The sequence below is a fragment of the Glycomyces sp. NPDC050141 genome (genome assembly GCF_055586545.1).
The window spans coordinates 196,353-217,207 of record NZ_JBVJHZ010000003.1 but is presented as its reverse complement, the minus strand read 5'-3'; the positions used below and the strand labels follow the sequence as shown (position 1 = coordinate 217,207).

Sequence of the window (20,855 nt, the reverse complement as noted above, 5' to 3'; positions counted from 1 at the left end):
TTGTTGGCCTGCGGGCCCCCCCCACCCCCCCCCACCCCACACCCCCCCCCCCCCCCCCCCCCCCCCCCCCCCCCCCCCTACCCCCCCCCCCCCCCCCCCCCCCCCCCCCCCCCCCCACAGCGACACCGACATGGTCGTCGAGGTGCCCGACGCGGGCGTCCTGTTCGCCGGGGACCTGCTGGAGAACGGCGCGCCGCCCTCGTACGACGGCGCGTTCCCGTACGAGTGGCCGCAGGCGGTCGAGTACCTGCTGAGCTGGAAGCCCCAGATCGTGGTCCCGGGCCACGGCGACCCGGCCGACTACTGGTGGGCGCGTTCGCAGGTGCGGGACATGGCCGAGGTGGCGCGGATGTGCGCCGAGGTCGCGTCGGGGTTCCTCACCGAGGAGGAAGCGCTGGCGCACAACCCGTTCGGCGAGAAGCCGATGCGGGCGGCGCTGGACCGGTGCAAGGCCCTGACCCCGCCTCCGCCGCCCGAGCCGGAGGCGCCCAAGGCGCAGCCGCAGACGCCGCCTCCGCCGGTGATCGTGTACGACGTCTTCGACTACAACATCGACCTGACGCAGCGCTGATCTACGGCTCGCAAGCTTCGCCGAGCCCGCTAAACCTCGAAGGGCTGGTCCTCGAAGCCGAGGTGCAGCTTGCGCAGCAGGGCGCTGAGCTGGGCCTTCTCCTCCGGGGTGAGCACTTCGAGGGTTTCGAGCTGGAGGTCGACGCCGGTGCGCACGGCGTCCTCGATGACCTCGCGGCCGCGTTCGGTCATGCGCACTTTCAATCCGCGCCGGTCGGCGGGGTCGGGCAGGCGTTCGACGAACCCGGCAGCCTCGAGCTTGTCGAGGCGCCCGGTGAGCCCGCCGGAGGAGAGCATCATGGCCGCACCGATCTCCTTGGGCGAGAGCGTGAACGGCCCCCCTGAGCGGCGGATGGTCGCGAGCACGTCGAACTCGTTGCGTCCCAGGCCCTGCCGGGACCGCAGCTCGTGCAGGCGCGCGCCGAGCTTCTGGGAGATGCGGTGGATGCGCCCGTAGAGGGCCATGGACTCCAGTTCGAGGTCGGGCAGCTCGCGGTGCCACTGCTCGACGATCCGGTCCACGGTGTCGCGGTCCGCGGCGTCTTCGGTCATGGGAGTCATTCTGGCCCACCTGCCTTCGGGTCGCCGACTTACCTCGGCGTGATCTAACTCAAGTTCAAGTATCTTGACTTGAAGTAGCTTGAGAGTAAGCTACTTTCTAACAAGCTACCTCAGGGAGTCACGATGAACCGCAGCACCAGGGACCTCCTCCTCACGGCCCTCGCCCCCGTCATGTGGGGCACCACCTACGTGGTGACCACCGAATTCCTCCCGGCCGACCGCCCCTTCCTCACCGCCATGCTCCGCGCCCTCCCCGCCGGACTCCTGCTCATACTCCTGTCACGAAAGCTCCCGAGGGGCTCGTGGTGGTGGAGGTCGGCCGTGATCGGCACGCTCAACATCGCCGCGTTCTTCGCGCTGCTCTTCATCGCGACCTACCGCCTCCCCGGCGGCGTCGCGGCGGTGGCGGCGGCGGTCGGCCCGCTCGTCACGGCGGCCGCGACGATGCTGATCCTCCACCAGAAGGTCCGCGTCCGCACCTGGCTGCTGGGCATCACGGGTGTCCTGGGCGTGGCGATGGTGGTCCTCACCGCCGAAGCGAAGCTCGACCCCGTCGGCGCCGCCGCAGGGATCGGCGGCGCGGTCTCCATGGCCGTGGCGGTCGTCCTCACCAAGCGCTGGGGCATCCCGAAGGAAGCGGGCCCGGCGGCTCTCGCGGGCTGGCAGCTCACCGCGGGCGGACTCCTGCTCATCCCCCTGGCCTTCGCCGCCGAGGGCGCCCTCCCGGCGTTCACCGGCACCAACGTGCTCGGCTACCTCTACCTCGGCCTGGTGAACACCGCGCTCGGCTACTGGCTCTGGTTCCGCGGCATCGGACGGCTCTCGGTGGTGCCGTTGAGCTTCCTCGGCCTGCTCTCTCCGCTTACTGCAGCGACCGTGGGGTGGATCGCCCTCGGCGAGACCTTCACGCCCTGGCAGACCGCCGGTTTCGCCGTGGCCCTCGCCGCCACCGTCACCGCCCAACTCCAGGCCCGCCCCAAGCCCGCCGCACAGACCACCGAAAAGCCCAAGACCCTCGCCCGCGTCTGACACCACTGCCCCCCGCGAAAGGAACGCCATGCGCATCGTTATCTTCGGAGCCGCCGGAAGCGTCGGCTACCGCACCGCCTCCGAAGCGCTCTCACGCGGCCACGAAGTCACCGCCGTGGTCAGAAGCCCGAACCGCGAACTCCCCCAAGGCGTCACGACCACGATCGGCAACGCCTCCGATCAGGCCGAGGTCGCCGAACTGACCCGAGGACACGACGCAGCCGTCGGCGCTGTCCGCGCCCCGAGCGAGCACGAACAGGTCGCGGCCACCGATGCCCTGCTCAAGGGCGCCGCGCAGAGCGGCGTGCGCGTCCTCGTCGTCGGCGGCGCGGCGACGCTCAAGGTCCCCGACAGCGGCAGGCTCGTCCTCGACGACCCCCGCTACATCGGCGAGGCATGGCGCGCGGCGGCCGAGGCCAGCGCGTCTCAGCACTACCGCTGCATCGCCGAGCAGGACGCCGACTGGACCTACCTCAGCCCGCCCGCGGTCCTCGAACCCGGCGAGCGGACCGGCAAGTACCGCAAGGGAACCGATGACCTCCTTGTGGACGCCGACGGCGTCTCGCGGATCTCGATCGAGGACCTCGCCGTCGCAGTGGTCGACGAACTCGAACACCCGAACCACCGCCGCGCCCGCTTCACCGTCGCCGACTAACACCCGCCCCGCATCCAACAGCGCCTTGCGGGCCTTGCTCCAAGGGACCGGTGACTCCGCGACGCCGAGAGCCCGATCCCGTTCCAGCAGGGCTACAGTGAGTGTGTCCCCTGACGCCGTCTTGCGGAAGGTCCTCGGCGGCGGGGCGGTTCGTGCCGGGTAGCCTCGGGTGCTGTGAGTGAGCCGGAGTTCTTGAGCAGCACGCGGAACGGGTACGACAAGCGGGCCGAGGAGTACTACGGGCTCGTGCGCGAGACGTGGGGCGACGACCTGTACGACCTGGCGATGCTGGAGGTGTTCGCCGGTCTCGTCAAGGCTGTCGATCCGCCACTGGTCGCCGATATCGGCTGCGGGCCCGGGCATGTGACGGCGCATCTGCGCGGGCTGGGCCTTGACGCGGTCGGGATCGACCTCTCCCCCGAGCTTCTGGCGATCGCCCGCCGCGAGTACCCCGGGGTCTCCTTCAGCGAAGGGTCGATGACGGCCCTCGACCTCGCTGACGGCTCATTGGGCGGGGTGCTCGCGCGGTGGTCGATCATCCACACGCCGCCCGAGGAGCTGCCGCAGGTGTTCGCGGAGTTCAACCGGGTGCTCGTTCCGGGCGGCGTGCTGATGCTGGGGTTCTTCGCGCACGCCAACGACACCCGGCTGGGCTGGCAGTTCGACCACACGGTCGCCCCGGCGTGGCGGCTGTCGACCAATCGCCTGGCCGGAGTCCTGCGGGAGTGCGGGTTCGTGGAGAAGGCGCGGCTGATCGAGTCGGCTTCGCCGCACAGCAAGCGCGGATTCGAGGCCGGGCACCTGATACTCCGCAAGAGCGAGGCGTGACGCGAAGGGCCGCAACCGAACGGTTGCGGCCCTTCATGTTCAGACCATCTTGCGTTTGTAGGCGCGCATGGCGAGCGGGGCCGTGACGGCGAAGATCGCTATGGCCCAGACGAAGGTCCACATCAGCGGTTCGGTGACGGGGCCGAAGGAGAGCAGGCCGCGCATCGCGTCGGCGAGGTGCGTGACCGGGTTGACCTTGGCCCAGGCCTGCATGAAGCCGGGCATCGTGTTGATGTCGACGAACGCGCTGGACGTGAAGGTCAGCGGCATGATGATGACGAACGCGTAGATCTGGACCTTCTCCTCGGAGTCGGCGACCACGCCCATGAGGACCGAGATCCACGAGATCGCGAGGGCGAAGACGACGAGCACGAGGGTCGCGAGGAACGCGCCCGCGACGGTGCGCAGCTCGAAGCCCATGAGCAGGCCCAGGCCGAGCATGACCACGATGGACCAGACCTGCTTGAACATGTCCGCGAAGATCTTCCCGGCCAGCGGTGCGGAGCGGGCGATCGGGAGCGAGCGGAAGCGGTCGTAGACGCCTTTGCGGAGGTCGGCGTTGATGCCGGTGCCGGTGTACATGGTCAGGAAGATGGCGTTCTGGGCGATGAGGCCGCCGAGGACGTACTGCAGGTAGTCCGAGGTGGACCCGGCCATCTGGCCGCCGAAGACGTAGACGAACAGCAGCAGGAACATGATCGGGCTGAGGCTGAGGTCGACGAGTTCGAACGGGTTGTGCTTGATGCGGACCATCTGCCGCCAGGCCATGGAGAGGGTCTGGCTGACGGTGGCGCCGAGGCCGGGCCGGTGGACGACCGGTGCTTCGATGGTGGCGGCGGTCATTTCGCGGGCTCCTCGGTCTCGGTCTCGTCGTCGTCTTCGGTCTCGGTGCGGCGGCCGGTGAGGGTCAGGAAGACCTCGTCGAGGCTGGAGAGTCCGAGGTGGAACTCGGTGAGCGCGATGCCGCGGTCGCGGAGGTCGGCGGCGAGGGCGGGCATGATGCCGTCGTCGTTGACGCCGATGGTGATGGCTCCGGCCTCGACCACGGGTTCGAGGTCGGGGAAGCGGTCGGAGACGAGGTAGCGCACGGAGTCGAGCATCGCGTGGTCCTCGGGCTGGATGCGCAGGCTCTGGCCGCCGATCTTGGCTTTGAGCTGGGTCGGCGTGCCGGTGGCGATGACCTTGCCGTGGTCGATGACGGCGATCTCGTGGGCGAGCTGGTCGGCCTCTTCGAGGTACTGCGTGGTGAGCAGGACGGTGGTGCCTTCGGCGACGAGGCCGCGCACGAGTCCCCAGAGTTCGCCGCGCGCACGCGGGTCCAGGCCCGTGGTGGGCTCGTCGAGGAAGAGGATGCGGGGCCGTCCGACGAGGCTCGCGGCCAGGTCGAGGCGGCGGCGCATGCCGCCGGAGTAGGCCTTGGCGGGTTTCTCGGCGGCGTCGGAGAGGTTGAACTGGGCGAGCAGTTCGCGGGCGCGGGCCTTGGCGTCGCGGGTGGGCATGCCGAGGAGGCGGCCGATGAACCGCAGGTTCTCCTCGCCGGTGAGCAGTTCGTCGACGCCGGCGAACTGGCCGGTGAGGCCGATGAACGTGCGCACCTGGGCGCCGTCCTTGACGATGTCGTAGCCGCCGACGCGGGCGGTGCCGGCCGTGGGCCGGGAGAGGGTGGCAAGCATGCGGACCATGGTGGTCTTGCCCGCGCCGTTGGGGCCGAGGACGCCGAGCACGGTCCCGGTCCGGGCCGTGAGGTCGACGTGGTCGAGTGCGACGAGGTCGCCGAAGTGCTTGGTCAGGCCCTCGGTTTCGATGGCGTTGTCTTGCGACACTTCGTCCTCCTTTGGAGTGGTGTCGTGGAAGGGTTCCGGTTTCCGGGCGCAGTGCACCCAATCTCATGGTGTCATATTGATGCGTGCTTGACATCACCTTTGTGGCGGCGATGAGCCGTACCGTGCGCGGCGTACGCCGGAACTCGATCATGCACCCCGGGTGTGACATCCGGGAGCGAATACCCGTTAGAGGGTCTGCAGCAGCTTCCTGATGCGCTTCTCGCTCACCTGGTAGCGGGTGCCGAGCTGCTGGGCGAAGAAGCTGACGCGCAGCTCTTCGAGCATCCAGCGGACCTCGCGGCCCTCGCCGGAGCGGAGCGCGGCGGGCCGGGTGCGCGCGAGCGAGTCCCGGTCGGCCTCGAGGGACTGGATGACGTCCATCTTGCCCTTGTCCCCCGGGATGTCGGCGACCGCGCGCTTGGCGCGGAAGCTGACGGCCTTCACGTACCGCAGCAGGTCGTCGAGGCGCCACCAGCCGGTGGAGCCGATGAAGCCGTCGGCGCCGACGAGCCCTTCGAGCTGGCGGCGCATGTCGCTCAGTGCGGGCAGGGCGCGCAGGTCGAACTTGCCTTCGAGGAGCCGGGACGCCTCACGTGCCTCGGTCAGCACCGCCGCGATCTTGCGGGCCACTGCGACCGACTCGCCCGCGACCTCGGGCTTCGCGCGCTTGAGCAGCGCCTCGAAACCTTCACGGTCCCAAGCGGGCCCGCCGCCTTCGATGAGGACCTTGTCGAGCACCGTGCGCACGCAGTCGGCCAGGAGCGCGTCCACGTTCGTGTAAGGGCCGGTCGCCAGCGCGAGCTGCTCGTTGCGGGTGAGGGCGTCCTTCAGGCGCGGGTCGGGCGTGTTCAGGCGCAGCAGGCGCCTGGTGCCCGCCCACATGTTCGCGGTCTGCGAGCCGGGGTCGGGGAAGGCCTTGACGCCGACGGAGCCGCCTTCGTCGACCAGCGCCGGGTACGCCTTCGCGGTGTAGCCCTTGCGCGGGGTCTCGTGGAGCTTGGGGAGGGCGTCGAAGTCCCAGGTCGTGAGGCCGGTGCGCTCGAGGTCGAAGGCCTCGGACGCGGCCTCCTGGGTCTTGGGGGCGAGCTGGCGCTGGAGTGCGCCGAGTTCCTTGCCTTCGGCGAGGACCTTGCCTTCCTCGTCCTTGACCTGGAAGGTGACGAGGAGGTGCCCGGGCACTTTGGTGAGGTCGAAGGCGTCGGCGGGGACGTGCACGTTCGTCATCGACTTGAGCGTGTCGGCGAGCGCGGCCATCATCGGCCGGCCCGGGGCGGGGGCCATGCGGGCGACGGCGGCCTTCGCGAAGTCGGGCGCGGGCACGAAGCTGCGGCGCAGGGATTTGGGGAGGCTCTTGATGAGCGCTTCGGCGAACTCGGCGCGCAGGCCCGGGACCTGCCAGGTGAAGGCGTCCTGGTCGAGCTGCTGGAGGGCCGGGAGGGGGACGGCGACGGTGACGCCGTCGCGGGCGGAGCCGGGCTCGAACTCGTAGTCGAGTTCGAGGTCGGCGCCTTCGGAGGTCCAGATCTCGGGGTAGGAGTCGGCGGCGACGCCTTCGGCGCGGTCGCCCAGGAGCAGGGCTTCGTCGAAGTCGAGGAGGGTCTTGTCCTTCTCCTTCTTCCACCAGGAGTCGAAGTGGCGGCCGGAGACGATGTCGGCGGGGAGGCGCTCGTCGTAGAAGTCGAAGAGGGTCTGCTCGTCGGCGAGGAGGCCGCGCTGGCGCACCCGGCTCTCGAGCTCTTCGACCTCGCTGATCTTGGCGAGGTTCTGCGCGAGGAACTTGTGGTGGGTGTCCCACTCGGCCTGGACGAGGGCGTGGCGGATGAACAGCTCGCGGCTGGTCTCGATGTCGATGCGTCCGAAGTTGACCTTGCGGCGGGCGACGATCGGGACGCCGTAGAGCGTGACGCGTTCGAACGCGAGCACCGCCCCGGCCTTCTTCGACCAGTGCGGTTCGGAATAGGTGCGCTTGCTGAGGTGCTCGCTGATCGGTTCGACCCACTCGGGTTCGATCTTGGCGCAGACGCGGCCCCACAGGCGGCTGGTCTCGACGAGTTCACCGGCGACGACCCAGCGCGGCTGCTTCTTGGCCAGGCCCGAGCCGGGGAAGATCGCGAACTTCGCGTTGCGCCCGCCGAGGTATTCGCGGGTGTCGGCCTCTTTGACGCCGATGTGGGAGAGGAGCCCGGCGAGGAGCGCGGTGTGGACGCTCTTGGGGGCGGGCGTGATGTCGGGCGACTCGATCGGGATCTTGAGGCTCTTGAGGACGCCGAGGATCTGCCGTACGAGGTCCTGCCATTCGCGGATGCGCAGGTAGTGCAGGTACTCCTGTTTGCACATGCGGCGGAACGAGCTCGAGGAGCGGGTCTTGCGCTCCTCTTCGAGGTAGCGCCACAGGTTCAGGTACGCCGAGAAGTCGGAGTCGGGGTCGTTGAAGCGCGCGTGCGACTGGTCGGCCTGGGCGCGCTTGTCCGCCGGGCGCTCCTTCGGGTCCTGGATGGACATCGCGGCGGTGATGACCGCGACCGAGTGGACGCAGCCTTCGGTGCGGGCCTGCAGGATCATGCGGGCCAGGCGCGGGTCGATCGGCAGGCGCGCGATGTCGCGCCCGGCCTGCGTCAGGCGCCGCTCCCCGGCGCGCACGTCCTCGAGCGCGCCGAGCTCCACCAGGAGGTCCATGCCGTCCTTGATGTTCCGCGAGTCGGGGGCGTCGACGAACGGGAACGACTCGACGCGGCCGAGCTTCGCGGCGGTCATCTGCAGGATGACGCTGGCGAGGTTGGTGCGCAGGATCTCCGCGTCGGTGAACTCGGGGCGAGAGTTGAAGTCGTCCTCGGAGTAGAGGCGGATGCAGATGCCTTCGGCGACACGGCCGCAGCGGCCCGCGCGCTGATTGGCGCTGGCCTGGCTGATCGCCTCGATGGGGAGGCGCTGCACTTTGGTGCGGGCCGAGTAGCGGGAGATGCGCGCGTACCCGGCGTCGACCACGTACCGGATGCCGGGCACCGTCAGGGAGGTCTCGGCGACGTTGGTGGAGAGGATGATCCGGCGGCCGGTGTGCGAGGAGAACACGCGGTGCTGCTCCTGCGCCGAGAGCCGCGCGTACAGCGGGACGATCTCGGTGTGCCGCAGCTTCGCGCGTTCCAGGACGTCGGCGGTGTCGCGGATCTCCTGCTCGCCGGAGAGGAACACGAGGATGTCGCCGTCGCCTTCGCGGCCGAGCTCGTTGACGGCGTCGAGGATGCCGTCGGTCTGGTCGCGCTGCTCCTCGCCGTCCTCGTCGCGCAGCGGCCGGTACCGGACCTCGACGGGGTAGGTGCGGCCGGAGACTTCGAGGATCGGGGCCGGGGATTCGGGCGTTCCGAAGTGGTTCGCGAACCGCTCGGGGTCGATGGTCGCCGAAGTGACGATGACTTTCAGGTCCGGGCGCTTGGGGAGGATCTGGCGCAGGCACCCGAGGATGAAGTCGATGTTGAGGCTGCGCTCGTGCGCCTCGTCGATGATGATGGTGTCGTAGGCGCTCAGGAGCCGGTCGTGCTGGAGCTCGGTGAGCAGGATGCCGTCCGTCATGAGCTTGACGTAGCTCTTGTCCGACACCTGGTCGGTGAAGCGGACCTTCCAGCCCACGGCCTCCCCGAGGGGCGAGCCCATCTCCTCGGCGATGCGCTCGGCCACCGCGCGGGCCGCGATGCGGCGCGGCTGCGTGTGCCCGATCATGCCGCGCACCCCGCGGCCGAGTTCGAGGCAGATCTTCGGGATCTGCGTGGTCTTGCCCGAACCGGTCTCACCGGCGATGATCACGACCTGGTGGTCCCGGATCGCCTCGAGGATGTCGTCCTTGCGCTGCGACACCGGCAGCGCCTCGGGGTAGACGATCCTCGGCACGCCCGCCGCGCGGGCCGCCAGCGCGGCCTCCTTGCGCTCCACGTCCGCTTCGAGCTTCCCGAACGCCTCGCTCCGGGCCGGGCCCTCGAGTTCGCGGGCCTCGCGCAGGCGGCGGCGCAGGGCACGCTGATCGGCCGTACGCAGGGCGAAGACGCGCTCGCGCAGGCTCGTTCGGGTTTCAGGGATGCTGCTGGGCATGACGATCGTCAACGATACTTGGACGGCACGCCCGGCCGCCATCCATTAAGCGCCGCAGTGACCGAGACCCGGGGCGGCGCCCCGGGCCCGGCGTGCCGGTCACTTGTCTTCGAGGTCCCCGCACAGGACCCGGTCGGAGTCCAGGCTCTCGGCATCGGTGAGCGACTGGGGCGCGTGGACGACGACGCTCTCGGCCCGGTCGTCGAGGATCAGCTCGCTCGAACCGGTGGCCGAGCCGACGCCCGTCTCCGAGGTCGTGAACGACATCTCGATGATGTTCCCGGCCGCGTCCTCGCCGTCCGGGTCGGACAGCCAGTGGCCGCCGCCGGGCGGGTCTTCGTCGCACTCGCCGTCGTGGACGTGCGCGGTGTACTCGGTGCTCGGCGCGAGCCCGACCACCGCGAGCTGCACCGAGGTGCTGCCGGTCGAGGAGATCGTCGCGGTTCCGGTCGCCTGCGGGGCCACGGGCTTCCACACGGCGGTGACCTCGAGCGCGGCGGTCCAGGACCCGCCCAGGTCCTCGGATTTCGGGTCCTCGCCGCCGCAGCCCGCGAGGGCTCCGGCGAGGACGACCGCGGCGGCAGTCAGGGCTCGGATAGGCGGCATCGGCGCTCCTTCATCAGTGGGCGCACCCAGTATCGGCGCACCGATGCCGTCCGTCCGGTATTCCACGCCGGTCGCTACGCCGCGACCGGCACGTCGACCGCGATCCCCTCCCCGCGGGCGAGCTCCACCCGGCGCGTCAGGCCCAGCCCGTCGAGGAACGCCTCGTCGTGGCTGACGACCACGAGCGCGCCCCGGAACGACGCGAGCGCCTGCTGGAGCTGCCGGATCGAGCTCATGTCGAGGTTGTTCGTCGGCTCGTCGAGCAGGAGCAGCTGCGGCGCGGGCTGCGAGGACAGGACCGTCGCAAGGGCCGCCCGCAGGCGCTGGCCGCCCGACAACGTAGATACCTGCTGGAACACCGAGTCGCGGCGCATGCCGAAGCGGGCCAGGCGGGTCCGCAGCATCTTCTCCTCGGCTTCGGGCGCTTTCGCGCGCACGTTGTCCAGCACGCTCGCGTCGTCGTCGAGCAGTTCCAGCCGCTGCGTGAGGAACCCGTGCGGGACGCGGGCAGCGGCGGCGATCGCGCGCAGCAGCGTGGTCTTGCCCGCGCCGTTGTCCCCGGTGATGGCGACCCGCTCGGGGCCGCGCAGGTGCAGCCCGAGGCCGTCGCCGTAGAGGTCGCTCACTTTGAGCCCCTTGAGGATCGCGATGTCGCGGTGGGAGGAGACGCTGGTCTCGGGCAGGTCGACGTTGATCCCGCCGTCGTCGCGCAGCGCCTCTTCGGCCTCGTCGAGGCGGTCGCGGGCCTCGGCGACGTCCTCGAGTTTCGCGTTGAGGATCTTCGCCGAGGAGACCTCGCCGGCGTTCTTCTTCGCGTTGAGCATTATCTTCGGCGTGCCACCGCGCTCGCGCTCGCGGCGCCAGGACGAGGCGCCCCTGTCGTTCTGGACGCGGGTCGCGATGAGCTCCTTCTTCTGGCGGGTGAGGTCCTGCTTGGCGTCGCGCACCATGCGGGCCGCGACCTCCTGCTCGGCCTCGATGACCTGCTCGTAGACGCTGAAGTTGCCCTCGATGACCCTGATTCGCCCTTTGTAGAGTTCGGCGACGGCGTCCACGTGCTCCAGCAGCGCCCGGTCGTGGCTCACGACCACGAGGGTGCCGTTGAAGCGGCGGATCGCCTGGTACAGGCGTTTTCTCGCCGAACCGTCGAGGTTGTTCGAGGGCTCGTCGAGGAGCAGCACGTCAGGGCGGCGCGCGAGGCGGCCCGCCAGGCCCACGAGCATCGACTCGCCGCCGGACAGGGTCGCGACCGTGCGGTCGAAGTCCACGTGGTCGAGGCCGAGCTCGTCGAGCGCGACACGGGAGCGGTCCAGGAAGTCCCAGTCCTCGCCGATCGCGCTGAAGTGCGCCTCGTCCACGTCACCGGCCTCGATCGCCATGAGCGCCTTGCGCTTCTCAGCGATGCCGAGCAGGTCGGAGACGGTGTCGCCAAGGCGGAGCGGCAGCTCCTGCGGCAGGTACTCGATGAGCCCGGAGGCCGCGATCGTGCCCGACTCGGGCTGCAGGAGACCGGCGACGAGCTTGAGCAGGGTCGACTTGCCGGTGCCGTTGTCGCCGATGAGCGCGGTGCGGCCGTCGGAGAAGACGACGTCGAGGCCGTCGAAGATCCTCTCGCCCTCCGGCCAGAGGAAGCGGAGCTGCTGGACGTTGATATAGGTGGTCATGAGACCTCTCTCAGGTCGATGCTGAACGGAATCGAGATGAGAGACATCGCGCCAGAAGACGGCGAAAAGGTAAGAACCCGGAAACAGGCACCCCTCGATCGAAGACACACCGGTCACGTACGCAGAGACGTGATGGCGCGATGTCTACGACCTAGAGCTTCAAGTGAGTGCCTAACGTCGGGAACAAGGACGTCGTCAAGGTTAGGCCGGTGCCGCAACGGCGTCAAGCGATTAATACGACACGGGCCGCCCTGCTGAGCCAATTTACGGCTCGCAAGCTTCGCCGAGACTGAGCCGGGCGGCCCGTGTCATTCGGGTGGTTGGTCTAACAGGTGGCGGTCTGCTTCCAGACGCCCCACTCGCCGGTGGTGCCCGGCTCCTCGCCGGTGGTCCACCAGTCGGCGCGGTAGGCGATGCCCTCGTGGGTCACCTCGTCGCCCGCGGTGTAGACGTCCGAGGAGGCCCAGGCCGAGGCGTCGCAGCCGGTGCCCGCGTCCTCGGTCGCCGAAGCGTCGTCCGTCGGCGTCGTGGTCGGGGTGTCGGTGGTCGCCGCGTCGGTCGGGGTCTCCTCGCCGCCGCCGGAACCGCCGAAGTCGACGTCGACGCAGGAGTAGAAGGCGTTCACGGTGTCCGCGATGTTCCAGACGCTGAGGATCAGCTGCTGGCCGCTGCGCTCGGGCAGGGTCACGTCGTGGGTCATCGTGTGGTCGGGCTTCGCCCCGCCCATCTCGAAGGACGCGAAGGGCTCCGACTCGAGCATGGCGCGGGTCAGCGGCTGCGTCGGGTCGTAGCTGTCGTTGGTGATGTAGTAGTCGAAGGTCGCCGTCGAGTGCTGGGCGGTCATCGTCCACGTGAACGTCTGCGAGCCGGCGCTCACCGAGGTGGTGGGCCAGTTGCCGCCGCGCGGGTCGTCGAGTTCGGCGAACTCGGCGTGCCCGCCCGAGCAGATCTCGCCGTCGGCGGGACCGGCGGCGGGGAAGCCCTTGGGGCCTTCGACGCTCTGGGGTTCGTAGGAGATGGCGCCGCAGTCGGTGACTTCGCCGCTGGCGCAGAGGGCCGAGCGGCTCGGCGGGTCGGAGGTGTAGCCGTGGCCCCAGGCCAGGGCAGCCATGGACGCCGAGACCGCGAGGGTTCCGGCGCCGGCGATGGACAGGATGATTTTGCGCTTCGTGCGCATCTTCGTCTCCTATCGACGATGGGTCAGCAATTGCTTCGGCGTTCCGGTGGAACCGGTTTGGGGAGCCGAATTAAAAGGGAACCTAACAGTTAACCCTGCTCCACACAAGGGGCAAGCGCTGACCAATCACCAAAAGCCGAATAAGCGTTCTCATTTAGTACGCAAAGACAATGGCCGCACACGAACCGTGTGCGGCCATTGTCGACGGAAGAGCCGGCGGAGACTAGTCCTCGTGCTGCTCGGGATTGCGGACGAGCGCGATGATGGAGACGAGCAGGCCGCCCCCGACCACCGCGAGCGCGACGATCATCATGGCGATGGCACTGGTGGTCACAGGTCGACCTCCTTCTCGATCGAGACGTACCCGGCCTCGTCGAAGACCTCTTCGGGCACGGCGGGCGGTCCTTCCTTGCGGCGCAGCACCAGCGCCATGACCAGCGCGAACGCGAGCGAGCCGCCCGCGACGGACCAGCCGAACGCCTGGTACTCGTGGTAGGCGGCGAGATTGCTCTCAGGCCCGGCCGACAGCAGGTCCCGCACGTTGAAGAACAGGATGACCGCCAGCGCGAGCGGCGTGATCACGCCCAGGCACACGAACCAGATCGGGCCGATCTTGAACGTCGAGGTGGCGTTCGCGTCGTCGCGCAGCTCCTGCCAGCGCCACAGGACCCACACCACGGCGATGATCGCCACCGGGGCGGCCACCGCGATGCCGTAGTTGTTGATGAAGTGGTCGGTCACGTCGAGCACCATGAGGCCGTTGACCGTCGGGAACAGCAGGAGCGAGGCCGCGGCCATGATCCCGCCGACGATCGCGACGGTCTTCCTGCGGCCCCAGCCGAAGCGGTCCTCGAAGGCCGCGACCGGGACCTCGACCACGCTGATGAGCGAGGCCCAGCCAGCGACCACGAGGGACACGAAGAAGAGCACGCCGAACAGGCCTGCCAGGTACGGGAGCGTGTTGATGATCGCCGGGAAGGCGATGAACGCCAGGCCCACGCCCGCATAGGACTGCTCTTCGATCGGCACGCCGGTCTCGAGCGCGAGGAAGCCCAGCACCGAGAACACCGCGATACCGGCCAGGATCTCGCCGAACGAGTTCGACATGCCCACCGTCCACGCGGAGGTGGTGATGTCGGACTTGCGCTTGAGGTAGGAGCCGTAGGTGACCATGATGCCGAAGCCGACCGACAGCGTGAAGAAGATCTGCGCGTAGGCGGCGAGCCACACCTGCGGGCCCTTGATGGCCTCCCAGTCGGGCGTGAAGAACGCGTTCAGGCCGTCGACTGCGCCGTCGAGCGTGAGCGACTGGACCAGGAGCGCGCCGAAGAGCACGACCAGCAGCGGGATGAAGATCTTGCTGGTGGCCTCGATGCCCTTCTTGATCCCGGCGCCGATCACCGCGAGGGTGGCGAGCCACACCAGGGCCAGGGCGACGGCCAGGCCCGGGAGCCAGGTCCCGAAGTCGTAGAGCCCTCCGGCCTGGAGGAAATCGACCATGAGGAACCTGGCCGGGTCCTCGCCCCACTGCTGCTCCAGCGAGAAGAACGCGTACCAGGCGGCCCAGGCGATGATGACCGCGTAGTAGACGCCGATGACGATAGAGATCGCCACCTGCCACCAGCCGATGAACTCGGTGTTCTTGTTCAGGCGGCGGAACGCGAGCGGGGCCGAGCCGCGGAAGCGGCGGCCGATCGTGAACTCGAGGATGAGGAGCGGGATGCCCGCGGTGCACAGGGCGACCAGGTACGGGATGAGGAACGCGCCGCCGCCGTTCTCGTAGGCGACGCCGGGGAAGCGCCAGATGTTCCCCAGGCCGAGGGCGGAACCGACGGCGGCGAGGATGAACCCGAGCCTGCTCCCCCAGTTCTCTCTGACATTCGGTTCTCGCGCCATGGGCAGATTCTCCAAGTACATCGGGGTCAGGGTACTGATATCGGCGTATACGGTAGCGAAACCTCGGGTTCGGGTTCGCACTAGTGCCCGGAAAGCGTTGTGCGCGCGGTCTCGGCGTTCGATCCGGCACGAGACGGGGCGGCCGTGAGAGCGGTAAGGTTGATCAGTTGCGCCTCTTCACGGCCTGAGAGACACTGGCGACTCTTCTTCGCAGCGCCCAGGCCCTCCGCGCATCTTCGTCTTGAATCCCGTCCGCTCCGCATCCGAGGAGAGCCGTGTCCGCTGCCATCACTCCGGCCGTCAAGTTCGAGCAGCAACGCCTCTACGAGCTGTACGACCGCCTCGACCGGCTCCGCGACGAGGCCGCCGAGCGGCTCGGCGAGTCGCGGCTCAAGCACGTGGAGAACGACCAGGAGCGCTCGCAGCGCGACGCCGAGACGCACCTGTACCGCCACCGCATCGCCCAGCTCGACGCGGTCGAGGAGGGCCTGTGCTTCGGGCGGCTCGACTACCTCGACTCCGACGTGCCGATGTACTTGGGCCGCATCGGTATCCACGCTGAAGGCGGCGAGCAGCTGCTCGTCGACTGGCGCAGCGAGGCGGGCCGCCGGTTCTACCTGGCGACCGCCGCGTCCCCGGCCGGGGTGCGCCGCAGGCGCCACCTCCACACCAAGGGACGCCGCCTGCGCCTGGTGAACGACGAGGTCCTGGACCTGGACGCGGCGGGCGAGTCCGATTCGACGATCGGTTCTGAAGGTGCCCTCATGGCCGCGCTCGACGCGGCCCGCACCGGCACGATGCAGGACATCGTGGCCACGATCCAGGCCGAGCAGGACCGGATCATCCGCGCGCCTTTGGAAGGCGTCATGATCGTCGACGGCGCGCCGGGCACCGGCAAGACCGCTGTCGCGCTCCACCGCGCCGCGTACCTGCTGTACGAGCACCGTGAGCGGCTGAAGCGCCAGGGCGTCCTCATCATCGGCCCCGGCAAGCAGTTCCTGCGGTACATCTCCGAGGTCCTGCCGGGCCTGGCCGAGACCGACGTCCTGCTGCGCACGCCCGCGCAGCTGTTCCCAGGGGTCGTCGCCGACCGCCCCGAGACCGAGGCTGCGGCGGCCGTGAAGGGCCGGGCCGTGATGGCCGGGGTCATCGCCAGCGCGGTCGCCGACCGCCAGGTGGTGCCGCGCGAGCCCGTGCCGGTGGACTACGAAGGGCACGAGCTGTTCCTGCGCCCGGAGCGGATCACGGCGGCGCGGGACGCGGCGCGCGAGACCGGCTTGGCGCACAACGAGGCTCGCGAGACCTTCCACAAGCGGGTGATCGCCGACCTGGCGATCCAGTACGCGGACATCATCGGTGAGGACCCGCTCGGCGGGGAGAACCTGCTGGGCCTGGAGGACCGGGCGCAGTTCGCGGTCGAGATCGCGTCGGACCCGGTGATCCGGGGCCAGATCGAGGTGCTGTGGCCGCAGCTGTCGGCCAAGGAGCTGCTGGAGGACCTGTTCTCGTCTCGTGAGCTGCTGGCTTCGGCGGCGGCGGTGCTGAAGAAAGAGGACCGGGCGCTGCTCCTGCGCGAGCCGGGCGGGTGGAGCGAGGCGGACGTGGCGCTGCTCGACGAGGCCGCTGAGCACCTGGGCGAGATCGAGGTGAAGCAGCGCGCGAGCGAGCTGACGGCGGAGCAGATCGCGTACGCGCAGGACGTCCTGACGATCGCGGCCGGTTCGGCCTCGTTCGACTTCGAGGACGAGGAGTCGGAGATCCTGCAGGCCACCGACGTGATCGACGAGTTCTGGCTGAGCGACCGGCAGGTGGACGAGGCGTTCATCTCCGTGGCGGAGCGGGCCGCGCGGGACCGGCGCTGGATCTTCGGGCACGTGATCGTCGACGAGGCCCAGGAGCTGTCCCCTATGGAGTGGCGGGCGCTGCTGCGGCGGTGCGTGACGCGCTCGTTCACCGTCGCCGGTGACCTGGCGCAGGCCGCCGGGCCGACCGCGCCCAGGAGCTGGGGCGAGGTCTTCGGGCCCTCCGGGCTCGACTGGCGGGCCGAGCAGCTCACGGTGTCCTACCGGACCCCGGCCGAGATCATGGAGGTCGCGGTGCGCGTGCTCGACTCGATCGACGTCCAGGCGGCGCGGCCGCGCTCGGTGCGCGAATCGGGGCATCAGCCGTGGCTGGAGATCGCCCAGGTGGACCTGGACGAGCGGGTCGAAGAGCTGGTCGCGGCCGAGAAGGCGGCGGTCGGCGACGGCAGCGTGGCGATCGTGACTACGCCTGAGCGGGCCGCGGGCCTCGCCGGGATCGCGGACGCCTCGGTGCTCACCGTGAAGCAGGCCAAGGGACTCGAGTTCGACAGCGTCATCGTCGTCGACCCCGACGCGATCGCGGCTTCGGGTCTGCGGAACCTGTACGTGGCGTTGACGCGGGCGACGAAGCGGCTCGGCGTTGTGGCGCCCGACAAGCCTGTGTTCCCCGGCGCAGAGGTCCTGTAAGCGTCGGCTCAAGCTCTTACACTGATCGCAGGGTGTAGGAGGTGCGGGTTGACAACGACGACAGGGGACCTGACCGGCGCGCGGGTCGACGGCCGGTACCGGCTCACGCGGCTCATCGCGCGCGGCGGGATGGCCGACGTCTACGAGGCGCAGGACGAGCGCCTCGACCGCACTGTCGCGGTGAAGATCATCACGAACGCCGCGGTCGCGGGGTTCGACGTGAAGGCCTTCGCCAACGAGGCCAAGACCATCGCGCGGCTCTCGCACCCGAACGTGGTGGCCGTGTTCGACCAGGGCGTCCACGAGGGACTGCCGTACGTCGTCATGGAGTACGTGCCCGGCACGACACTGCGCGACCTGCTCAACCGGCGGCGCCGCCTGCGCCTCGACGAGGCCGTGGAGCTGTGCGGGCAGGTCCTCGACGGGCTCCAGGCCGCGCACGACGCCGGGCTCGTGCACCGCGACATCAAGCCCGAGAACATCCTGCTCAAGAACGGCGGCCGGGGCGACCGCGTGAAAGTGGTGGACTTCGGTCTGGCCGAAGCGGTCCACGGCGACCGCGACACCGGCGGCCCGCTCGTCGCGACCGCCGCGTACGTGGCGCCCGAGCTGGTGAACGGCAAGCCCGCGACGACCGCGAGCGACGTGTACTCGACCGCGATCCTCCTGTACGAGCTGCTGACCGGCGAGGTGCCGTTCGACGGCCCCGACTCGGGTGCCGTGGCGCGCAGGCATGTCGACGAGGATGTTCCCTCCCCGCAGGTGAAGGCCCCTGACGTGCCGGACGGGCTCGCAGAACTGGTGCTCGCGGCGGCCTCGCGGCGGCCCGGCTCGCGCCCGGTCGACGCCGGGGCGTTCCTCCGCAGGCTCCAGGCGATCGACGTGCGGCCCGCGAAGGGCAGCACCGGGAAGGTTCCGCGGCCCACCCGGGTCGTGCAGACCACCATGGTCGTCGAGCCGCCGAAGGCCAAGCGGTCGTGGAAGGCCCTGTCGACGCTCGGGCTCATCGCCGTGCTGCTCGTCGGCGTCGCCGCCGCCGGGTGGTGGATCGGGATCGGCCGGTACACGGCCACGCCGTCGCTGCTCGACCAGAGCCGCGAGAGCGTCGAGGCGTACGCCGAGGAGCAGGGCTTCGAGGTCGACCTCGTGGACGGCTACAGCGAGAGCGTGCCCGTCGGCGGGATCGTCTCGCAGGACCCGGGCGTGGGCGACAGGATCAGGCGCGGCTCCACCATCACCGTCGTCATTTCGCAAGGGCCGGAACGGTACCAGGTGCCGAACCTGACCGGGATGACCGAAGACAAGGCCCTGGAGGAACTTGCCGCGTTCGACGCCGAGGTGCAGGTCGAGCGCGAGTACAGCGTCGATATCAAGGCGGGCGAGGTCACCCGCACCGACCCGGCCGCGGGCGAGGAGGTCAAGGCCGGGACGCCGGTGACGCTCTACGTCTCCGACGGCTTCCCGCCGCTCACCGTCCCTGACGTGGTGGGCCAGACCGAGGACGCGGCCGTGACCGCGCTCGAAGGCGAAGGGCTCGCGATCGGCGAGGTCACCCGCAGCCACAGCGACACCATCGACGCCGGGCTCGTCATCTCGCAGACCCCGGCCGGGGAGGCCCCGGCCGGACCGGGCGACACCGTCGACCTCGTCGTCAGCGACGGCCCCGAACCGGTCGAGGTCCCCGACGTCACCGGCATGGACATCGAGGACGCCACCAAGGAGCTCGAAGACCTCGGCTTCGAGGTGAAGACCGCGCAGATCTGGTTCACCGGCACTGTGTTCGACCAGTCCCTCGAAGCGGGCAGCGAGCACCCGAAGGGCTCCGAGATCTGGCTCTGGGCCAGGTAAGAGGCACAGCGAAAGGGGCCGGACGATCACTCGTCCGGCCCCTTTCGTATCGCTTTAGTTCGCTCCAGCGGCCTTCAGCTCGGTCATCGTGAACAGCGCGTTGATCTGGACGTCGATGTCGGCCAGGTTCTTCAACCCGCCCGACTCGCGGTCGATGACGCACACGCCGCCCTCGACGATCCCGCCCCGGTTCCGCAGCTCCGACACGGCGTCGAGCACGGCGCCCCCCGAAGTGATGACGTCCTCGACGATGAACAGCTTCCGGCCCTCGACCTCGCCGCCCTCGGCCAGACGGCACGTGCCGTAGGTCTTGGCCTCCTTGCGCACGAACAGGGCCGGAAGGCCCGTCACCTGCGACAGCATCGTGACGATGGGGATGCCGCCGGTCTCCAGGCCCGCCAGCGCGTCCACGCCGTGCGCAGGCACCAGGGGCGCCAGCGCTTCGGCGATGCGCCGCAGCAGGACCGGGTCGGACTCGAACAGGTACTTGTCGAAGTACTCGTGCGCGACCACACCGGACCGGAGGGTGAACTCCCCGGTCAGGTGCGAGCGGTTGAAGATGTCGCGCGCGAGGTCGGCGTCAGTGGTGCTCATGCGGTCAGCCTGCCACGTGCGGGCCCTTACGGGCGCAGCGGCGGGTAATCCGGGTCGAGGAGGTCACGCTCGGCGAGCCAGTTGTACAGCGGCGTCTCCTTCGGCCAGTGGCCCCAGCCGTGGTCGCCGGTGGCCATGTGGCCGCCGAGCATCTGCTGCTGGACCGGGTCGAGGTCGTTCCACCAGTCCTGGTTCGGCAGGTCCTCGACGAGGTCGCGGGCGCGGATCCAGCGCGGCGTGAACCCGAAGAACGCGACCTTGCGGGTCAGGTCCGAGTAGTTGTCGCTGCGGGCGTGCCAGATGCGGCGGTCGAAGAACATGACGTCGCCGGCGTTGCCGGTGACCTCGATGGCGCCTTCGGGGTCGGGCCACTCCATGTCGCGGCGCGGCGGGCCGTCGATCCGGTTCCACTTGTGGGAGCCGGGAATGATCTTGGTGTTGCCGCGGCCCTCTTCGGCGAGGTCGGTGAAGAAGTACGCGAGCTTGACCGACAGGCGCGGGCGCGGATCGGTCTCGGTCTCGCGGTTCTGGCGGCCGCCGTCCTGGTGCCATTCGAAGCGGAACGGGCGCTTCCCGGCGATCGGCGGGTGCTTGTCCACGTGCGAGTGGTAGACGTGGAAGTTCCAGCCCAGGATCGACCACACGTAGTGGAAGGTCTTGGGGTGGTTGAGCAGGAACGCGAGTTCCGGGCAGGAAGTGACGGCGTCGAGGCGGTGCATCGCGCCTTCAGGGCTGAGCCGCCCCGCTTCCTTCTCGATCTCGTACACGCGGTCCAGAGCGTCGTTGCAACGCTTGAGATCGTCGGCGTCGAGCGCGCCGCGGATCATCAGATAGCCGTCGCGATCGAAGGCTTCACGCTGCTCAGGGGTGAGAGCTGCGGCACCGACCGATGTCAATGCGGTCATCTCAATGCCTTTCCGGGTTCCAGGGGGATCTTGTCGTCTAGCTAGACGCCTGATCCGCCCAATGCGGTTGCACTGCGGGAGTCGGAAAATCAGGCAAGATTCCCGCGGCGTTCATTATCGGAAATCGTAG

The 20,855-nt window shown here is 69.4% G+C and carries 16 protein-coding genes and 2 pseudogenes; 6 read left to right on the top strand and 12 right to left on the bottom strand.

Features of this window, described 5'->3' with window-relative positions; genetic code table 11:
- Nucleotides 1-130 precede the first annotated feature (130 nt).
- Entirely contained in the window at nt 131-571 is a 441-nt protein-coding gene (locus tag ACZ60M_RS03285; protein ID WP_465414205.1) for a hypothetical protein, read from the top strand.
- Nucleotides 572-600: 29 nt separating this feature from the next.
- Here ACZ60M_RS03285 and ACZ60M_RS03280 read toward each other — a convergent pair whose 3' ends face one another.
- Nucleotides 601-1,122 (bottom strand): MarR family winged helix-turn-helix transcriptional regulator, encoded by a 522-nt coding sequence (locus ACZ60M_RS03280; protein ID WP_465414203.1) that lies wholly within the window; start codon nt 1,120-1,122, stop codon nt 601-603.
- Between the two features lie 132 nt (nt 1,123-1,254).
- Here ACZ60M_RS03280 and ACZ60M_RS03275 point away from each other — a divergent pair, with 132 nt between their 5' ends.
- The 3 genes from ACZ60M_RS03275 to ACZ60M_RS03265 all read left to right on the top strand — a co-directional run bounded on the left by ACZ60M_RS03275 (nt 1,255) and on the right by ACZ60M_RS03265 (nt 3,643).
- Nucleotides 1,255-2,160 carry an EamA family transporter gene (locus ACZ60M_RS03275; protein ID WP_465414201.1) on the top strand — a complete coding sequence of 302 codons (906 nt, stop codon included), beginning with the start codon at nt 1,255-1,257 and terminating at the stop codon, nt 2,158-2,160.
- A gap of 28 nt (nt 2,161-2,188) precedes the next feature.
- On the top strand, nt 2,189-2,815 hold the full coding sequence (locus ACZ60M_RS03270) for an NAD(P)-dependent oxidoreductase (RefSeq protein WP_465414200.1): 627 nt from the start codon (nt 2,189-2,191) through the stop codon (nt 2,813-2,815).
- Nucleotides 2,816-2,989: 174 nt separating this feature from the next.
- On the top strand, nt 2,990-3,643 hold the full coding sequence (locus ACZ60M_RS03265) for a class I SAM-dependent methyltransferase (protein WP_465414198.1): 654 nt from the start codon (nt 2,990-2,992) through the stop codon (nt 3,641-3,643).
- A 39-nt stretch (nt 3,644-3,682) separates the two neighbouring features.
- Here the strand turns inward: ACZ60M_RS03265 and ACZ60M_RS03260 are convergent, their stop codons facing one another.
- From ACZ60M_RS03260 to ACZ60M_RS03220, 9 genes and pseudogenes are all read right to left on the bottom strand, one after another.
- Nucleotides 3,683-4,486, bottom strand: a complete 804-nt coding sequence (locus ACZ60M_RS03260) for an ABC transporter permease (RefSeq protein WP_465414196.1) — start codon at nt 4,484-4,486, stop codon at nt 3,683-3,685.
- Nucleotides 4,483-5,466 (bottom strand): ATP-binding cassette domain-containing protein, encoded by a 984-nt coding sequence (locus ACZ60M_RS03255; RefSeq protein ID WP_465414194.1) that lies wholly within the window; start codon nt 5,464-5,466, stop codon nt 4,483-4,485. The genes ACZ60M_RS03260 and ACZ60M_RS03255 overlap by 4 nt, the downstream gene beginning before the upstream one ends.
- Nucleotides 5,467-5,652: 186 nt before the next feature.
- Entirely contained in the window at nt 5,653-9,546 is a 3,894-nt protein-coding gene (gene hrpA / locus ACZ60M_RS03250) for an ATP-dependent RNA helicase HrpA (protein WP_465414192.1), read from the bottom strand.
- Nucleotides 9,547-9,645: 99 nt separating this feature from the next.
- Nucleotides 9,646-10,152 carry a hypothetical protein gene (locus ACZ60M_RS03245; protein ID WP_465414190.1) on the bottom strand — a complete coding sequence of 169 codons (507 nt, stop codon included), beginning with the start codon at nt 10,150-10,152 and terminating at the stop codon, nt 9,646-9,648.
- Between the two features lie 74 nt (nt 10,153-10,226).
- A complete protein-coding gene (locus tag ACZ60M_RS03240) occupies nt 10,227-11,816 on the bottom strand; it encodes an ABC-F family ATP-binding cassette domain-containing protein (protein ID WP_465414188.1) in 1,590 nt (529 codons plus the stop codon).
- A gap of 325 nt (nt 11,817-12,141) precedes the next feature.
- Nucleotides 12,142-12,273: pseudogene (locus ACZ60M_RS03235) on the bottom strand (carbohydrate-binding protein); the annotation flags it as partial.
- A 132-nt stretch (nt 12,274-12,405) separates the two neighbouring features.
- Nucleotides 12,406-12,993, bottom strand: a pseudogene (locus ACZ60M_RS03230) (lytic polysaccharide monooxygenase auxiliary activity family 9 protein); the annotation flags it as partial.
- 223 nt (nt 12,994-13,216) lie between these two features.
- A complete protein-coding gene (locus ACZ60M_RS03225) occupies nt 13,217-13,327 on the bottom strand; it encodes a methionine/alanine import family NSS transporter small subunit (RefSeq protein ID WP_465414186.1) in 111 nt (36 codons plus the stop codon).
- Nucleotides 13,324-14,889, bottom strand: a complete 1,566-nt coding sequence (locus ACZ60M_RS03220; RefSeq protein WP_465414185.1) for a sodium-dependent transporter — start codon at nt 14,887-14,889, stop codon at nt 13,324-13,326. The genes ACZ60M_RS03225 and ACZ60M_RS03220 overlap by 4 nt, the downstream gene beginning before the upstream one ends.
- Before the next feature lie 275 nt (nt 14,890-15,164).
- On the opposite strand from ACZ60M_RS03220, the gene ACZ60M_RS03215 reads away from it, so the two are divergent.
- Complete coding sequence (locus tag ACZ60M_RS03215) at nt 15,165-17,378, top strand: HelD family protein (RefSeq protein ID WP_465414183.1); 2,214 nt, start codon at nt 15,165-15,167, stop codon at nt 17,376-17,378.
- A gap of 48 nt (nt 17,379-17,426) precedes the next feature.
- On the top strand, nt 17,427-19,226 hold the full coding sequence (locus ACZ60M_RS03210) for a Stk1 family PASTA domain-containing Ser/Thr kinase (RefSeq protein ID WP_465414181.1): 1,800 nt from the start codon (nt 17,427-17,429) through the stop codon (nt 19,224-19,226).
- A gap of 54 nt (nt 19,227-19,280) precedes the next feature.
- On the opposite strand, the gene pyrE is transcribed toward ACZ60M_RS03210, so the two are convergent.
- Both pyrE and ACZ60M_RS03200 read right to left on the bottom strand, forming a co-directional pair.
- A complete protein-coding gene (pyrE, locus tag ACZ60M_RS03205; RefSeq protein ID WP_465414179.1) occupies nt 19,281-19,820 on the bottom strand; it encodes an orotate phosphoribosyltransferase in 540 nt (179 codons plus the stop codon).
- A gap of 26 nt (nt 19,821-19,846) precedes the next feature.
- Complete coding sequence (locus tag ACZ60M_RS03200; protein WP_465414178.1) at nt 19,847-20,725, bottom strand: phytanoyl-CoA dioxygenase family protein; 879 nt, start codon at nt 20,723-20,725, stop codon at nt 19,847-19,849.
- Between the last annotated feature and the right edge of the window lie 130 nt (nt 20,726-20,855).

Excerpts from the sequence above, each read along its gene's own strand:
- ACZ60M_RS03285 (WP_465414205.1), top strand. The coding sequence starts at position 131 with ATGGTCGTCGAGGTGCCCGACGCGGGCGTCCTGTTCGCCGGGGACCTG.
- ACZ60M_RS03275 (WP_465414201.1), top strand. The coding sequence starts at position 1,255 with ATGAACCGCAGCACCAGGGACCTCCTCCTCACGGCCCTCGCCCCCGTC.
- ACZ60M_RS03200 (WP_465414178.1), bottom strand. The coding sequence starts at position 20,725 with ATGACCGCATTGACATCGGTCGGTGCCGCAGCTCTCACCCCTGAGCAG.
- ACZ60M_RS03270 (WP_465414200.1), top strand. The coding sequence starts at position 2,189 with ATGCGCATCGTTATCTTCGGAGCCGCCGGAAGCGTCGGCTACCGCACC.
- ACZ60M_RS03220 (WP_465414185.1), bottom strand. The coding sequence starts at position 14,889 with ATGGCGCGAGAACCGAATGTCAGAGAGAACTGGGGGAGCAGGCTCGGG.
- hrpA (WP_465414192.1), bottom strand. The coding sequence starts at position 9,546 with ATGCCCAGCAGCATCCCTGAAACCCGAACGAGCCTGCGCGAGCGCGTC.
- ACZ60M_RS03280 (WP_465414203.1), bottom strand. The coding sequence starts at position 1,122 with ATGACCGAAGACGCCGCGGACCGCGACACCGTGGACCGGATCGTCGAG.
- pyrE (WP_465414179.1), bottom strand. The coding sequence starts at position 19,820 with ATGAGCACCACTGACGCCGACCTCGCGCGCGACATCTTCAACCGCTCG.
- ACZ60M_RS03245 (WP_465414190.1), bottom strand. The coding sequence starts at position 10,152 with ATGCCGCCTATCCGAGCCCTGACTGCCGCCGCGGTCGTCCTCGCCGGA.
- ACZ60M_RS03240 (WP_465414188.1), bottom strand. The coding sequence starts at position 11,816 with ATGACCACCTATATCAACGTCCAGCAGCTCCGCTTCCTCTGGCCGGAG.
- ACZ60M_RS03260 (WP_465414196.1), bottom strand. The coding sequence starts at position 4,486 with ATGACCGCCGCCACCATCGAAGCACCGGTCGTCCACCGGCCCGGCCTC.